This is a genomic window from Desulfosoma profundi, from assembly GCF_055387865.1.
On sequence record NZ_AP042420.1, the window covers coordinates 266992 to 282804 of the forward strand.

Annotated in this window: 16 protein-coding genes; 13 read left to right on the forward strand and 3 right to left on the reverse strand. The window is 58.6% G+C overall.

The genetic code is table 11. The features are described 5' to 3' along the window. Positions 1-16: 16 nt before the first annotated feature. From rfaE1 to rlmB, 6 genes are read left to right on the forward strand one after another with little or no spacing between them, the layout of a single operon-like run. The gene (gene rfaE1, locus ACZ5K9_RS01170; RefSeq protein ID WP_464272596.1) at positions 17-1039 is read left to right on the forward strand and encodes a D-glycero-beta-D-manno-heptose-7-phosphate kinase; all 1023 of its coding nucleotides are present in this window, start codon (positions 17-19) and stop codon (positions 1037-1039) included. Next, positions 1036-1602 carry a DUF4416 family protein gene (locus ACZ5K9_RS01175; RefSeq protein ID WP_464272597.1) on the forward strand — a complete coding sequence of 189 codons (567 nt, stop codon included), beginning with the start codon at positions 1036-1038 and terminating at the stop codon, positions 1600-1602. The genes rfaE1 and ACZ5K9_RS01175 overlap by 4 nt, the downstream gene beginning before the upstream one ends. Next, entirely contained in the window at positions 1599-2486 is an 888-nt protein-coding gene (locus ACZ5K9_RS01180; RefSeq protein WP_464272598.1) for a YicC/YloC family endoribonuclease, read from the forward strand. Before ACZ5K9_RS01175 ends, ACZ5K9_RS01180 begins: the two co-directional genes overlap by 4 nt. A gap of 8 nt (positions 2487-2494) precedes the next feature. Beyond that, positions 2495-2776 (forward strand): extracellular matrix/biofilm regulator RemA, encoded by a 282-nt coding sequence (gene remA / locus ACZ5K9_RS01185; RefSeq protein ID WP_464272599.1) that lies wholly within the window; start codon positions 2495-2497, stop codon positions 2774-2776. Position 2777: 1 nt separating this feature from the next. Continuing rightward, positions 2778-3395 (forward strand): guanylate kinase, encoded by a 618-nt coding sequence (gmk, locus tag ACZ5K9_RS01190; RefSeq protein WP_464272600.1) that lies wholly within the window; start codon positions 2778-2780, stop codon positions 3393-3395. A 23-nt stretch (positions 3396-3418) separates the two neighbouring features. Continuing rightward, the gene (gene rlmB, locus ACZ5K9_RS01195; RefSeq protein ID WP_464272601.1) at positions 3419-4249 is read left to right on the forward strand and encodes a 23S rRNA (guanosine(2251)-2'-O)-methyltransferase RlmB; all 831 of its coding nucleotides are present in this window, start codon (positions 3419-3421) and stop codon (positions 4247-4249) included. A gap of 87 nt (positions 4250-4336) precedes the next feature. On the opposite strand, the gene ACZ5K9_RS01200 is transcribed toward rlmB, so the two are convergent. The 3 genes from ACZ5K9_RS01200 to ACZ5K9_RS01210 all read right to left on the reverse strand — a co-directional run bounded on the left by ACZ5K9_RS01200 (position 4337) and on the right by ACZ5K9_RS01210 (position 6682). Next, a complete protein-coding gene (locus ACZ5K9_RS01200) occupies positions 4337-5035 on the reverse strand; it encodes a YggS family pyridoxal phosphate-dependent enzyme (RefSeq protein ID WP_464272602.1) in 699 nt (232 codons plus the stop codon). Between the two features lie 92 nt (positions 5036-5127). Beyond that, positions 5128-5748: a Maf family protein gene (locus ACZ5K9_RS01205; protein WP_464272603.1), complete on the reverse strand. Its 621-nt coding sequence runs from the start codon at positions 5746-5748 to the stop codon at positions 5128-5130. 133 nt (positions 5749-5881) lie between these two features. Beyond that, positions 5882-6682 carry a TatD family hydrolase gene (locus ACZ5K9_RS01210; RefSeq protein ID WP_464272604.1) on the reverse strand — a complete coding sequence of 267 codons (801 nt, stop codon included), beginning with the start codon at positions 6680-6682 and terminating at the stop codon, positions 5882-5884. A gap of 508 nt (positions 6683-7190) precedes the next feature. On the opposite strand from ACZ5K9_RS01210, the gene ACZ5K9_RS01215 reads away from it, so the two are divergent. The 7 genes from ACZ5K9_RS01215 (at position 7191) to ACZ5K9_RS01245 (ending at position 15561) form a co-directional block, all read left to right on the forward strand. Beyond that, positions 7191-9407 (forward strand): vitamin B12-dependent ribonucleotide reductase, encoded by a 2217-nt coding sequence (locus ACZ5K9_RS01215; RefSeq protein WP_464273920.1) that lies wholly within the window; start codon positions 7191-7193, stop codon positions 9405-9407. Between the two features lie 15 nt (positions 9408-9422). Further along, positions 9423-10118, forward strand: coding sequence for a deoxyribonuclease V (nfi, locus tag ACZ5K9_RS01220; RefSeq protein ID WP_464272605.1), 696 nt, complete (start codon positions 9423-9425; stop codon positions 10116-10118). A gap of 41 nt (positions 10119-10159) precedes the next feature. Continuing rightward, a complete protein-coding gene (locus ACZ5K9_RS01225) occupies positions 10160-11287 on the forward strand; it encodes a 4Fe-4S dicluster domain-containing protein (protein WP_464272606.1) in 1128 nt (375 codons plus the stop codon). Continuing rightward, on the forward strand, positions 11284-12141 hold the full coding sequence (locus ACZ5K9_RS01230; RefSeq protein WP_464272607.1) for an FAD/NAD(P)-binding protein: 858 nt from the start codon (positions 11284-11286) through the stop codon (positions 12139-12141). Before ACZ5K9_RS01225 ends, ACZ5K9_RS01230 begins: the two co-directional genes overlap by 4 nt. A 46-nt stretch (positions 12142-12187) precedes the next feature. Further along, entirely contained in the window at positions 12188-12952 is a 765-nt protein-coding gene (locus ACZ5K9_RS01235; RefSeq protein ID WP_464272608.1) for an NADH-quinone oxidoreductase subunit B family protein, read from the forward strand. Next, positions 12936-14225, forward strand: coding sequence for a Ni/Fe hydrogenase subunit alpha (locus ACZ5K9_RS01240; protein WP_464272609.1), 1290 nt, complete (start codon positions 12936-12938; stop codon positions 14223-14225). Before ACZ5K9_RS01235 ends, ACZ5K9_RS01240 begins: the two co-directional genes overlap by 17 nt. Positions 14226-14565: 340 nt before the next feature. Continuing rightward, complete coding sequence (locus ACZ5K9_RS01245) at positions 14566-15561, forward strand: methyltransferase (protein ID WP_464272610.1); 996 nt, start codon at positions 14566-14568, stop codon at positions 15559-15561. The last annotated feature ends 252 nt before the right edge of the window (positions 15562-15813 follow it).

Consider the following 15813-nt stretch of genomic DNA (forward strand, 5'->3'; position numbering starts at 1 on the left):
AGAACTTTCTACCGTCATGGCCGCCGTACCGCCCCCCCTGCTGCCCCGCGTCCCAGAGATCCTCCAAGGGGTGGACCGCTTCTCCCAATGCACCGTTCTTGTGGTCGGGGATCTCATGCTGGACGTTTTTGTCTGGGGGGACGTGCGCCGCATTTCTCCTGAAGCCCCGGTTCCCGTGGTGGAAGTCCGCCGAGAAACCCACCTTCTGGGCGGTGCGGCCAACGTCGTCCGAAACATCGTGGCCTTGGGCGGGCACGCCCACGTGGTGGGTGTCGTTGGGGACGACGCCAGCGGCGCCGAAATCCGAAACCTCCTCCAGGAGGCGAGTGTTCCCTGCTCTGGGCTCGTCGGCGTCACCGATCGGCCCACGACGGTGAAAACCCGCGTCATCGCCCAGCATCAGCAGGTCGTCCGGGTGGATCGCGAGGATGTCCGTCCGTTTGACGGGAACGTCATCAGGGCGCTAGTGCAGTCCATAGAAAGCGCGGCTCCCCCTGTGGATGCGGTGATTGTCTCCGATTACGCGAAGGGGGTGGTGTCCTTGGAGGTCATGGATGCCGTGCGGAGACTGGCCGAGCGTCTCGGTATTCCCGTGTTCGTCGATCCAAAGGTGCCCCATGCCGATTTCTATCACCATGTCACCGTGGTGACCCCCAACACACAAGAAGCGTTTGCCATGGCGGGCGTGACCCGAGCCGACGCGGCTTCTCTGGAGACGGTCGGACGCCTTCTTTTGGAAAAACTCCAATGTCGGCACGTCCTGATCACGCGGGGTCCTGAGGGCATGAGCCTTTTTGGCGCCGGCGCCCCGCCGTTTCATATTCCCACGGTGGCAAAGAAAGTCTTCGATGTCACCAGTGCCGGCGACACCGTCATTGCAACCATGGCTCTGGCTTCCGCCGCCGGTTTGGACATGCGGGAGGCTGCCGCTGTGGCCAACACGGCCGCCGGCATCGTGGTGGGAGAAGTGGGCACGGCCGCAGTGGACCACTCCCGCCTTCGAAACGCCCTGATCAACGGCATCGGAAGAACACCATGAGCCTGCCAAAGCCGCCGAAAGCGTGCAAACTGGTCTTTGGGCTCCTTCTGAGCAATCAGGACGCCAAGGCCGAGGTGCTCCATTCCCTAAGCGCCATGTTCGGGACTTTGGATGCCGTGACGGCCCCCCAAGATTTCACCTTCACGCGGTTCTACGAGAAGGAAATGGGCCCGGGACTCCGCCGACTCTTCGGCAGCTTCGATGAGCTGGTCGATCCGGGATGCCTTCCCGACATCAAAGCGCGAACAAATCAATTGGAGCAGCGGTGGAGTCGGGACGGACGCCGCACCGTCAACGTGGACCCGGGGCTTTTATGTGAAGAACGCCTCGTCTTGGCCACGGGCAAGAACGCCGCCCACCGGATCTACCTCAGAGACGGTATCTACGGGGATCTGACGTTGCTTTATGAGAACGGCGCCTATCAGCCCCTGCCTTGGACGTACCCTGACTATGCCCAGGAGGAAACGCGGCGGTTCTTCGGACTTCTCCGAGGCGTCCTTATGGCCCGCCGTAGCGGCCGTCTTCCCCGTCGACCCCATCTTCCGGAGGACAGGACATCGTGATTCGAAGCATGACAGGCTATGCCCGAGCGGATCTGGACAATGGACTTCATCAGGCGGTTGTGGAACTTCGCAGCGTCAATGGGAAGCACTTGGACCTGTCCATCCGCGTTCCCCGGGACCGCCTCGACCTGGAAGAAGTGGTTCGGGACGTGCTCCGAAAAAGACTCCAGAGGGGACGGGTCGAGTGCTATGTGGCGGTCGAACCCGTGGCGCCTGCGCTTCAGGCCGCGCGCATCCATTTCCCAACGGCCCGAGCCTATTGGGATGCGCTGTATCAACTCCATCTCAAACTTCCCGGCTCGGATCCCCCTAAGCTTGAGCACCTCCTCAAGCTGCCGGGCATCTGGGGAACAGACCCCCGAATCCCTCAGGATGAAGGTCTGCGGGACTTGGTCGCTTACACCACAGAAGAGGCCGTGGACCGACTTGTGGAAGCACGCACGGCCGAAGGCCGAAGCATGGCCCAGGACATGCTGGAACGCCTTCACGAGCTTCGACAGGAATGGGCACTGGTGGAAGAACGCCGTCATGCGGTTGCGGCGGAACTCCAAGACAAACTGAGAACCAAGGTCCAAGAAGTCTTGGAAGCCCTCGGCGGCACCGTGGATGAAAACCGTCTTCTTCAGGAACTCGCCTACCAGCTGGACCGTACCGACATTAACGAAGAGCTGGTGCGCCTCATGAGCCATGTGGACCAAATGGTCCGATGGATTAACGGGGATGAGCCTGTGGAAGGACGCCGGTTGGATTTCATGGCCCAGGAACTCCACCGGGAGGTGAACACGATCGGGTCAAAGACCAACGACCTCATCGTCTGCCAAGCCGTGGTCCGCATGAAAAACGCCATCGGCAAGCTCAAGGAACAGATCCAAAACATTGAATGAGGCCGCCTATGGACATTAAGCTGCTTAACATCGGGTTCGGGAACACTGTGGTCGCCAACCGCATTGTGGCCATTGTCTCTCCCAGTTCGGCGCCCATGAAACGCCTCAAGGAAGACGCCAAACAGGCCAACAAACTCATCGATGCGACCATGGGGCGGCGCACCCGCGCCATCATCATCACCGACAGCGACCATGTGATCCTGTCCGGCGTACAGGCGGAAACCATCGCCCAAAGGCTCGTCCAAGACCAGGCGAACCGTGATGGAGCCTCGGCCAAGAGCGGGAAATGACATGTCTTCAGGGCATGCAGGGCGTCTTTTCGTCATCTCCGCTCCTTCCGGCGTCGGGAAAAGCACCATCGTGAAGGCCGTGCTCGCTCAGGACCGCCGCCTGCGCTTTTCCGTCTCCTGCACCACACGGGCGCCTCGGCCCGAAGAGGTCGATGGAGTGGATTACCATTTTTTGTCCAGAGAGGTCTTCGAGGCGGGCATCCACGAAGGGCGCTTCCTGGAATGGGCGAACGTCTACGGCAACTACTACGGCACCGACCGCCGCCAGGTGGAAGCCTGGCTTGCCCAAGGGCTGGATGTCCTGCTGGAAATCGACGTCCAGGGGGCTCGGAAAGTCCGGGCGTCTTCCCTTTCCTCCACAGCCATTTTCATCCTGCCTCCCAGCCTTGAAGTCCTTGAAGAGCGTCTGCGCCGCCGCGGCACGGAACCGGAGGAAGTGATCCAACGTCGGTTGGAGGCGGCCCGGACGGAAATCCGCGAAGCTCCCTGGTATGATTATCTCGTGGTCAATGATGCTCTGGAAGAGGCCGTCGGCGACGTGACGGCCATCATCCGAGCCGCCCGATGCGAACGATGTCGGGCGCATGGGCTGTTCTCGCCCTTCCTTCCCCTTCTTTGAAGCTCAACGACGGGGAAAACGCCGTGGCAAAAGAATCCTCGACATCCCGTCGCACCCCGTCGCCGCCGGCACGTGATCCCAAAGACAAACACCTTTGGATCTATGGGGTGAATCCCGTCACGGAGTGCCTCAAGGCCGACCCGGGGAACATCGTGGAAGTCCGCTGCAGTCGCCAAGACCTTCGCGCCCGGGAGGTCATCGAGGTCGCCCACGCCCACGGCATCCCTGTGTCTCTGGTGGAAAGGCGAATCCTTTCAGAACAGCTCGGCCATGACCACCATCAAGGCGTCGCCGCTCGCCTCAAAGCCTTCCACTATGAGTCCCTGGAAACCCTCCTGGCCCAACCCGACCCCCACGGGTTGCCGATTCTTTTGCTCGATTGCATTCAAGACCCACAAAACCTCGGCGCCATTCTGCGCACCGCAGGATTTCTCGGGACTCGAGCGGTCGTCTTCCCCAAGGACCGCTCCGCTCCGGTGACCGGGGCCGTCTTTAAGGCGGCGGCAGGGGCGCTCGTCCACCTTCAAGTGGTTCAGACCGTGAACCTTGTCCGGGCTTTGGAACAGATCAAAAAAGTCGGGTATTGGATCGTGGGGCTCGACCTTCAGGCCAGGCAGTCCCTGTATGACCTTCGCTACACCATGCCCGTGGCTTTGGTCGTGGGCAACGAAGCTACGGGCCTAAGGCCGTTGGTGAAAAGAACGTGCGATTTCCTCGTCAAAATCCCGGGAGCTGGGGCCGTGCAATCCCTCAACGCTTCTGTCGCCGCGGCGGTGGCCCTCGCAGAAATCCGGCGTCAACAAACGGCCCCCCGTCACCTTGATCCGCCGTCGGGGCCTCCATCGCCCCCATGAGCACAGACAGCCGACACACCACGGCACCCCCGCCGATCCCTCTGTCGTGGGATCCGGCCCCGATGTCGATGGAGACACACCGAGGAGCTATCGCACCTCCCGGGGACCGAAGAGGGCGGTTCCCACTCGAACCAGGGTGGCCCCCTCCTCGATGGCCACCTGAAAATCATGGCTCATCCCCATGGACAGCTCCGTGAGCCTTTCCGGGTGCGCGGCCTTTTGGCGCAGACGCTCGAGCCAGTGTCGGAGAGATTTAAAAAACGGCCGCACCGCCTCCGGATTTTCAAAATACGGCGGGATCGCCATCAGACCGCGCACTTCGATCCATTCCATCGTCTGGACATCCCCAAAAAGCTTTTCCAGGTCCTCAGGCGCAACGCCCCCTTTCGTTTCCTCATCGCCCAAATGGACCTGAAGGAGAACGGGCACCCGGCGTCCTAAGTTTTTCGCCCTCTTGTCCAGTTCCACGGCCAAGGAGAGCCGATCCACCGTGTGGATCCAGCGAAACCGCTCCACAGCCTGCTTGGCCTTGTTGCTCTGCAAATGGCCGATGAAATGCCATTCCAGGTCAAGGTCCGACATCGCCTCGATCTTACGGCTCCCTTCCTGGACGTAATTTTCGCCGAAACGCCGAAGTCCTGCTTCCACCGCCTTTCGAATTTTTTCCACGGGGACCGTCTTCGAGACCCCGATGAGCTGAACGCTTTGGGGATCCCGCCCCGACTTTTGGCACGCGGATGTGATTTTCTCTAGGATTTCCTTAAGATTGGCTTCAATGACGTCCATCGCTTCCCTTCGGCCTCTTTGCGTGGCTTGTCCGAAAATGTCTGTTTTCGGAGTCGAAACGCGGCTGTCTTCAAACGACCAGCGCAACCCGATCACATCGTAGGGGCTCCCGGGACGATGATCTCTTGTTTCTGGAGCATCGTCAGGGTTTCGGCGAGAGGCAGCCCCACCACATTGGTATAGGAGCCGTACACGGCCTTCACGAAAGCCCCGCCCAGTCCCTGGATTCCGTAGGCACCCGCCTTGTCCATGGGTTCGCCCGTGCGGACGTACGCGACGATTTCCGTTTCCGAGAGGTCCCGGAATTCCACCCGACTCTGGACGAGCTCGACCCGACAGAAGCCTCGATCCACACGCATGAGGCACACGGCGGTGAGCACGTCGTGGCATCGACCGGCCAAAGACCGCAGCATGCCCATCGCCTCTTCGGGCGTCTCCGGCTTGCCGTAGATCCGCCCCCCAAGCACGACGATGGTATCCGCGGCGAGGACCCAAGAGGAGGGCTCCATCCGAGCCACGGAGCGCGCCTTGAAAACCGCGGAACGGCGAACCCCTGTTTCGGGACGGGAGCCTATGGGCGGCTCTTCCCGGAGGCTTGGACTCACGCGAAACTCCAAACCCAGCTGGGCCAAGAGCTCTCTGCGCCGAGGGGACCCTGAGGCCAACACGAGAGGTTCCCGAGTGGTGTACAGCGGCACCGCCTTTCCGTTCATGACCCAATCCTCATGCGCCATCCTAAAAAGCCCGCTTCGGCGGATCCCTTGGCCATCGGCTCGGGCCGCCGCTGTGTGAAGACTTTGCCGGGGGTGTTTTCACAGCCGCATGCATCGTGGCCCAACACGTCGCCTAACGAGTCCAACCGAAAACCCGCGAAGCATTGTCCGTCGTCGCCCGAACCACCTCTTCCAGGGAACAGCCCCGGAGTTGCGCGATTTTCTCCGCCGTATAGCGGACGTAAGCCGGTTCGTTCGGCCTTCCACGAAAGGGCACTGGCGTGAGGTACGGAGCGTCGGTTTCCACCAAGAGCCGGTCAAGGGGCATCATGCGCACCACACGTTGCTGTTCCTCGGCGTTCTTGTAGGTCACCGTGCCCGGGATGGAAAGATAGAATCCAAGCTCCAAACACCGGGCCGCAACCTCCCAATTTCCTGAAAAACAGTGGAGCACGCTCGGACGAAGTCGGTCGGCATAGGACTCCACAATCTTCAGAAAGTCTTCATGGGCGTCGCGGATGTGAAACACCCCGGGTTTGCCGCACCGGAGGGCCAATTCCAGTTGCTGCTCCAGACACATTCGCTGCACGGGCCGGGGTTGTCTGTCTCTGTAGTAGTCCAAGCCCATTTCTCCGATGGCGACCACTTTGGGCTCGGCAGCCAGAGACGCAAAAATCTCCAGGTCCCGGTCCGAAAGCCGACGGGCTCCGTGGGGATGCAGCCCCACGGTGGCATACACGTGGGGGTACTTGCGGCTCAATTCTACAGCTTTTCGGCTCGTCTTCTCATCAATTCCTATGGTGACGATCAGCGCCACCCCTGCTTCCCGACATCGGCGAAAAACGCCGTCCAAGTCGCCGGACAGCTCCGGAAAATCCAAATGGGCGTGAGTGTCCACGAGCCACGGGCCGTTATCTTTGATCTCATTCATCATGCCATCCGTTCCATGCGAAAGTGACGCGTCCATAAGCCCTTCATTTCTTGGGGCGCGCACCGATGGATCATCCAGACTTTCGTCTCCAGTTCTTTTACTACGGCTTCCGGGCCAGCATACCTTTGGGGACATCAGGGCGCAATGGCCTTGCCGATCTGGAGATCTCCAAGAATTCCGGAGAGGGATTGGCCGAGGACAATCAGCGAAAAAAACGAGCCCGTTTTTCCCTGTGAATTCCAGTTGGTCTTCACAAGGACACAATATCCGCTGACATTTCTACTTTGCTAGTCTCGATTCACCCGGCGTAGTATGACCCTCTTAAATCACCTAGACGGCCGGATTACATTTTTTAGAGAAGCGGACCGATCGTGGGACATGACGGTCGCATCTTTTCCAAATGTCGCAAGGGAGTTAAGAAGTCATGACGGATGAGCTCGCCACCAGCGCCAAGGTGCAAGAAACGGCCCAGCAGACTTCCGGAAGCATGGCACCCAGCGGAGAACCAATCATGACCACGCCCAGACGCCTGAAGAAAACCACGGCTCGGAGCCAGATTCCCCTGACCCCAAACGCGATGGTGGTGATGAAGAAGCGCTACCTGAAGAAAGGGGAAAAAGGCGAGATCACCGAGACCCCGGAAGAACTCTTCCAACGTGTGGCGCGGGCTGTCGCCGAAGCCGACGCCCTCTACGGCGCAACGGAAAAGGAAGTGGCCGAAACGGCGGAGCGGTTTTACGCCCTTATGACTTCCTTGGATTTTCTGCCCAATTCCCCCACCCTGATGAACGCAGGAACCGAACTGGGTCAGCTTTCCGCCTGCTTTGTCCTGCCCGTGGGCGATTCTCTGGAAGAAATCTTTGAAGCCGTGAAATATGCCGCCAAAATTCACCAAAGCGGCGGAGGCACGGGGTTTTCCTTCTCGCGCCTTCGGCCGGAAGGGGACGTGGTCAAGAGCACTAACGGGGTCGCCAGCGGCCCGGTGAGCTTCATGACCGTGTTCGATTCGGCCACGGACACCATCAAGCAAGGCGGCCGACGCCGTGGCGCCAACATGGGTATTCTCAGGGTGGATCATCCCGACATTGAAAAATTCATCACCTGCAAGCACGACAACGATCGACTGACGAACTTCAACATTTCCGTCGCCATCACGGATGCTTTCATGCGCGCCGTGGAAAACGACGAAGACTACGACCTCATCAACCCTCGCACAGGCCTGAAAACCAAAACTCTGCCGGCCCGGAAGGTGTTCGACACGATCGTCCGTTCGGCATGGAAGAACGGGGAACCGGGGGTGATTTTCATCGATGCCGTCAACCGCCACAACCCGACCCCGCATGTGGGTATGGTGGAGAGCACGAATCCGTGCGGTGAGCAACCCCTGCTGCCTTATGAATCGTGCAATCTCGGATCCATCAACCTCCTCCACATGGTCCAGGACAACACGGTCAACTACGACCGCCTGCGGGATGTGGTGTGGCAAGCCGTGCATTTTCTCGACAACGTCATCGACGTGAACAAATACCCCTTGGCGAAAATCCGGGAAATGACCTTGGCCAACCGCAAGATCGGCCTTGGCGTCATGGGCTTTGCCGACATGCTCATGGCCCTCGGCATTCCGTATGATTCCGAAGAAGCCGTGGCGTTGGCCGAAGACGTCATGGGGTTTATCCAAAAAGAGTCCAAGGAGGCGTCGGCGGAACTGGCCAAGCAACGGGGCAATTTCCCCAATTTCAAAGGTTCCGTCTACGATCCTGACCAGGGGGGAGCCTGGCCCTTCATGAGAAACGCCACCACGACCACCATCGCCCCTACGGGAACGATCAGCATCATCGCCGGGTGCTCCAGCGGGGTGGAACCTGTTTTTGCCATCAGTTTCGTTCGGAAGGTTCTGGACGGAGAGGAATTGCTGGAAGTGCACCCCATCTTCCAGAAGGTCGCCCACGAAAGGAAATTCTATTCGGAAAGCCTGATGAAAAAGATCGCCACCCGGGGAAGCCTCCAATCGTTCGGGGAAATCCCCGAAGACGTGCGTCGCGTGTTCGTCACGGCTCACGATATCACCCCCGAATGGCACATCCGCATCCAGGCGGCTTTCCAGAAACATACGGACAACGCGGTGAGCAAGACCATCAATTTTCCCAACAGCGCCACGCCGGAGGACATCTACAACGCGTATTTCCAAGCCTTCAAATCCGGCTGCAAGGGATTGACCGTCTATCGGGACGGCAGCCGGGACATTCAGGTTTTAAATATCCAGAAAAAGTCGGAATTCCGGCAGGTTGAGCCACGACCCCGCCCGGACAAGACCGTCGGGGCCACGGAAAGGATCAACACGGGCTGTGGGAAGCTGTACGTGACCATCAACCGGGACGAATACGGCTTCTGCGAGGTGTTCGCCCAGATGGGCAAAGCCGGCGGGTGCGCTTATTCCCAAATCGAGGCCACCGCCCGGTTAATTTCTTTGGCCTTACGTTCAGGCGTGCGGATCGAGGCCATCATCCGCCAGCTCATGGGCATTCGGTGTCCTTCCCCGATCTGGCAAAACGGTGAACAGATCCTGTCGTGCACTGATGCCATCGCCAAGGTTCTCAACCGCCATGCCCAGGCCAACATCGCCTCGGCCCTGCAGGAAATGGGAGCCTGCCCCGACTGCGGCGCTTCGGTGGAATATGACGGAGGGTGCATTGTGTGCCGGGCCTGCGGATTTTCCAGGTGCACGTAAGGGTGGGCACGCGCCGTGGATGAGCTTTCTCCCCGCCAAGCCCGGGAACTTCAAGAACAACTCGCCGGCAGGGTGTGCTTGCGGCCCCTGCCGGCGTCCTTTTCTGTGCTTGCTGCAGCGGATCTCTCCTATATCAAAGAAACAGGCGAACTCATTGCAGTGATCCTCACTTTTTCGTGGCCGGATCTGACCTCCATGGAGGCGGTGCACGTGAGGACGGAGATCCGCTTCCCCTATGTCCCTGGGCTTTTGAGCTTCAGGGAAATTCCAGCCATGTTGCAGGCCTATGAACGTCTTCGGCATCCCCCGGATGTTTTCCTATGCGACGGCCAAGGCCTTGCGCATCCTCGCCGTTTTGGGCTTGCCTGCCATTTCGGGGTTATGTTGGCCATACCCACCGTAGGCTGCGCCAAAACCAAACTATGTGGAGAACACGGGCCTTTGGGACCTCAAAAAGGCGACCGACAACCCTTATGGCTCAACGGAACCCAAGTCGGCTACGTCTACCGCTCGAAAACCAACGTTAAACCGCTCTATGTTTCACCGGGGCACCTGGCCGACTGCGATTCCGCCCTCAATTTGGTGGAACGGTGCATCGGCCGCTACCGCATCCCAGAACCTTTAAGGGCCGCGCACCACACCGCGACCGTGCTTCGGCACTCGGGAGGGGGCTCTTGTCCCCCAAAGCCGTCTGTGCAGCTCGGGGCGTAACGACAACCGCGACGTTTTTCCCTGGCCGGGGAGGCAGCCGAGTGATTACAGCGACGCTTCAGAAAGAACATCTTCGTCTGCTCTTTGATCGCGTGAAGGCACACTTCAGGATCATCGGCCCCAAGGTGAGTTCGCGGGTGGTCACCCTCGGGGAACTCACCGATTTCGACGAAATGCCCACCGGTCTTCGAGACAGGCATCGCCCAGGATCCTATGAGCTGGCTCCCGAAACCGAAGGCCTATTCCTGCCCTTTTCCGTAGGGCCCGACTCCCTCAAGCGATTCTTCCACCCTCCTGTTCGGGAAGTCTATACATACAAAAAGACCAGAGGGAGAATCCAAGTCCGACCCATACCCCCATCCGACGAGGCCGGCCCCGTGGCGTTTTTTGGCATGCGCGCTTGTGACCTGGCGTCCTTGGCGCTTCTGGACAAGGTTTTCCTTCACGGACGGTTCAAAGACACCCGTTATGAAGCTCGAAAAAGAAACACTTTTCTTGTCGCCGTCAACTGTATCCATCCCGGAGACCACTGTTTCTGTCATTCCATGGGCACGGGGCCGGAGGCACGCAGCGGCTTCGATATCGCTCTGACGGAATTGGACGAATGCTTTTTTGTGGAATTGGCGACGAGCGCAGCCCGGAGTCTGTGCAACGACCTTCCCCTAAGGGAGGCCGATCAAAAGGAAGGGATGGAGAAAGCCGCAAAAGTTGAACAGTGCGCCAGAATGATGAAGAAGAGCGTCCCGGTGAAAGACTTACCACGGTTGATCACCAATAATCTGGAACATCCTCGGTGGTCGGAAACGGCAGTGCGCTGCCTTGGGTGCGGCAATTGCACCCAGGTGTGCCCGACGTGTTTCTGCACGACCGCGGAAGATGTCGTTCCGCTGGCCTGTCTTTCCAAGAAAACTGCGGATCTGTGCGGGTCTCGAAGGCGCACTTGGGATTCCTGTTTTTCCATAAACTTTGCCAGGGTTCACGGAGGCAATTTCCGAGCATCTCGCAGAGCCCGGTTTCGACACTGGGTGGCCCATAAAATGGCGTACTGGATCCATCAATTCGGCACGCCGGGATGCGTCGGCTGTGGGCGCTGCATCACCTGGTGCCCCGTAGGGATTGACCTCACGCAGGAGCTGGAGGCCTTGGCTCCCACAAGGAGCGTCACATGATCCGTGATCCGTCGATCCCCTTCGAAGTTTGCATCCGGTGGATCAAGAAAGAAACACGGGACACCGCCACTTACGCCATGAAGATTACCAACCGAGAAATCGCGAAATCGTATTCGTTCGAGCCGGGCCAATTCAACATGCTGTCCATACCCGGCATCGGAGAAGCGCCCATTTCCATCAGCTCCGCCCCGACGGAACATGAAATTCTCCACACCGTCCGGGTCGCCGGGGATGTGACGACCCATCTCGCCAGATTAAGATCTGGTGATGTGCTCGGCATGAGAGGCCCCTTCGGAAACCGGTGGCCTCTAGAAGAAGTGGAAGACCGCGATTTGATCATCATCGCCGGTGGTCTGGGCATCGCTCCCCTAAGATCCGTCATTCGCCACATGATCTCTTTGGAACGAGCCAAGAAACCCTCGGCTGGCTCACTGTCCGGAAAGAAGATCCTTCTCTATGGAGCCAAAACCCCCAAAGACATCGTCTTCCGAGACGAATTTCCTCGTTATAAGGACGTTTTCCATGTGTGGCTCACCGTCGACAAGGCGGACCCTGAGGAATACTGGAAAGGGGAAGTGGGCCTTATCCCTGTGCTCTTCAAGAACATCGCAGTCGACCCTTTGAGGAGCGTCGTTTTCATGTGCGGCCCCGAAATCATGATGGCCATCTTGGCCAAAGATCTGACCACGAGGGGTATCCCCGCAGAGAAAATTTTCGTTTCCATGGAAAGGAACATGAATTGCGGCATGGGATGGTGCGGCCATTGCCTGTTCGGGCCGGCAATGGTGTGCACGGACGGGCCCATTTTCCGACTCAGTGATATCTGGGATTTCTGGAGCATACGAGAAGTTTGACCCCGGCCGCACTGTGGACTGAATCCTCAAGGAGACTGGAGGCATCATGAAGAAACCGAGGGTCGGTGTCTTTAAATTCACTTCGTGTGACGGGTGCCAACTCTGCCTCCTTAACCTGGAAGACGATCTCCTGCACCTCGTGAACCTTTTCGATATCGGGTATTTCCTCGAAGCGACGGACAATCCTTTAAGAGGGAAATTCGATCTAGCCCTCGTCGAAGGATCTATTTCCACGGCCCGACAAAAAAGAGAAATCGTGGAAATCAGAGAAAGATCGCGCCATCTTATCGCCATGGGAGCTTGTGCCGTGGCGGGCGGGCTTCAAGCCCTGAGAAACTGGGCAAGTGCGGCGTCCTACAAGGCTTCGGTTTATCCCTCACCGGAGTATCTCGACGTTTTATCCACATCCACCCCGCTGTCAGACCATATCTACGTCGATTACGAGCTTTATGGATGTCCCGTCAGCACGAAAGCCCTATCGGAAACTTTAGTAGCGTATCTGTTGGGCAGAAGGCCCAACATTCGCGGATATAGTGTCTGCATGGAATGCAAAAGGCATGGAATCCCATGCCTTCTCGTCTCACACGGAGAGCCTTGTCTCGGACCGATCACTCGAGCCGGATGTGACGCCGTCTGCCCTTCCCTCGGTAAGCCGTGTTATGGATGTTTCGGCCCCAAAGAGGACGCCAACGTGGAGGTTCTCATGAAGCGGTTTCACGACATGGGGCTCGGGTCCAAAGATTGCCAGATCCTCTTGGACAAGATGAACACCTACACATACAGGAAGGCACGCCTTGGCAGCCGAGCGTAAGACGATCAGAGTCCGCGCCCTCTCGCGGGTCGAAGGGGAAGGCGGCATCTTTATCGAGCTCCACGGTGGCGCAGCAGTCCAGGTCCGCGTGACCATCCATGAAGCCCCCCGGTTTTTTGAGGCCTTGCTGGTGGGCCGTCCCCACAAGGATGTCCCGGATCTCACCGCGAGGATCTGCGGCATTTGCCCCGTAGCCTATCAAATGTCTTCTGTTCATGCGCTGGAGAAAATCTTCGGCCTTCGCCTTGAGCACCCTATCCGGAATCTCCGGAGGCTGTTCTATTGTGCCGAATGGATCCAAAGCCATGCACTGCACATGTACCTTCTCAACGGTCCAGATTTTTTCGGTCTGGACAATGCGTGGGCATCCAAAGACTACCTTCCCGTCCTCGCCCAGGGGCTGGCCTTCAAGAAATTGGGCAACGAGATCCTGGCCGTAATCGGCGGGCGATCCGTCCATTCCGTTTCCGTCTGTGTCGGTGGCTTCACCCAAATCCCTCCACGAAAACGCCTCCTCCCGGTGCTGCCGAAACTCGAAGATGCGTTCGCGGAATCCCTCAAAGCCATTCTCTGGGCAGCGGCACTCCCCTTCCCAGATTGCACCAGCGATACGGAATGGGTGTCTCTTGTCCATGACGACGAATACCCCATGAACGAGGGTGTGATGGGCTTTTCCGGCGGCCCTCGGGTGCCCATGGATGATTTTGTCCGCACCGTCGAAGAATTCCAGGTGGCCCATTCCACGGCTCTCCATGCAGCCATTGCGTCTCCAGCCGGCCGCGAACCTTACCTGGTGGGCCCTCTGTCCCGGGTCAACCTGAATGCTCCCAGGCTTCCGAAAGACATCTTAGACACTTTAAAAACTGCGGGCCTAGCCGTGCCCATAAAAAATACACGGATGGCCATCGTCGCCAGGGCCATAGAGTTATCCTACGCCATCCACGAAGCCTGGCGAATCATCCGGGAGTACCAAGAACCCGACAAGCCCTGTGCGGAATACGATCTTGTCAGCGGCGAGGCTGTCTGGATTACGGAAGCACCGCGAGGCAGCCTGATTCACCGCTACAAGGTGAATGAGGTCGGCCGCATCGAAAACTGCACGATCATCGCCCCCACATCTCAAAACCTTGCCCATATGGAAAGAGAGCTGCGCCGTTATCTTGCCGCATGTGGGAATCTTTCTGCAGAGATCCTGCGTAAAGAAGCCGAAAAAATCGTGCGATGCTACGACCCGTGCATTTCCTGCGCTGTGCACCTCATCACGGCGGGCTGACACCTCATGGCTCAGGAGCCCCTCTTCGAATCCTTCGGTCACGCCGCCCGGCCTCCACGGAGAAGACCGTAGGCGGGTCGGCCACGACTGTTCTTTCATAGCGGGCACCCAGAACGTTCGCCACCAGTCTCGTTTGCAAAGCGGCTTCTCTGGTGTGGTCATAACGGGCCGCCCAAAAAAGTTTTTCTAAACAGGGGAACCAGGGTCCCGGCGCACCTCAACCACATGCGTTCTCCCCATTCCCTGTCCGCTTTTCTTCTCCTCGAGGCGTGTGGTAAAAACAGTCCATCGTTTGAACCCGAAAAAAGGCCCTGTCCTCAAGAGACGGAGAAGCGAAAACATGGAGCCGAGTTCCACCGCCGCCCTTGAAGAAGCCCGCGCCTTTACGAGAAGCCGGGTCATCCTGACCGCCGCAGAACTGAACCTTTTCACGTTCTTGGAGGATTTTCCGTCCACCGCTCACGAAATCGCCGAAAAATTCGCTCTGGACTTGCGGGCGACCACTCGTCTGCTTGACGCCCTGGTGGCCATAGATCTTCTGACAAAGGAGAACAACCGATATTCGCTGACGCCAAAGGGGGCTCCCCTTTCGTCGAAACACCCCGAAACCGTCCTCCCCATGGTGCAACACTTGCTCTACCTCTGGGACAGCTGGAGTCACCTCACGGATACCATTCGGCAGGGCACGAATCCCCACCGAAAGCCCGGGATGCAACCGGGCACCGAAAGCCAGAAAGCGTTTATCGGCGCCATGCACGTGGTGGGTCGGGAGTTGTCCCAGATTATCGCCGATGCTTACGACCTTCGCCCCTTCCAACGGCTGCTTGACGTCGGAGGCGCGTCAGGGACGTACACCATCGCTTTCCTGAGGAAAAATCCCGACATGAAAGCCGTGCTTTTCGACCTGGAGTCCGTTATCCCATTGGCCGAAGAACGATTGCGGAAGGAAGGACTCCTGGACCGTGTGACACTGGTGGCGGGGGATTTTTACCACGATCCCTTGCCCTATGGATGTGATCTGGCGTTGGTTTCGGCTATCATCCATCAAAACAGCCCGGAAGAAAATCTGGATCTCTACCGAAAAGTCTTTGACGCGCTGGAGCCGGGAGGAAAAATCCTCATCCGCGATCACATCATGGAAGAAGACCGCTCACGCCCTCCGGCAGGCGCTTTGTTCGCCCTGAACATGCTCGTCAACACGTCCGGCGGCGACACCTACACCTTTGCGGAAATCCGGGAAGGTCTCCAAAAGGCGGGCTTCACCGACGTTCGGTTGGTGCGCACTGGAGAACGCATGGACGGACTCGTGGAAGCCCGAAAGCCGCCACGATCTTAAGAGCCCCCCCTCTGGAACGGGTGTCACAGCTTCCTTTCCGCGGCTCGGCCGTTGCGGCACGCCTTGGGTGAAGAAGGCTCCATATAGAGAAGACGCACGGCCCATGGCTTACACCCCGCCGGCAGCCCGAAGACCCGATAAAACGACAGCGCCGATCAGACCGAAACATCCGAGCCGGAGAATCCCGATTTTCACGATGGTTCGGGAGGCACATCGGCAGGGGAAACAATCGCCCTCGGCCCGGCGGTCCAA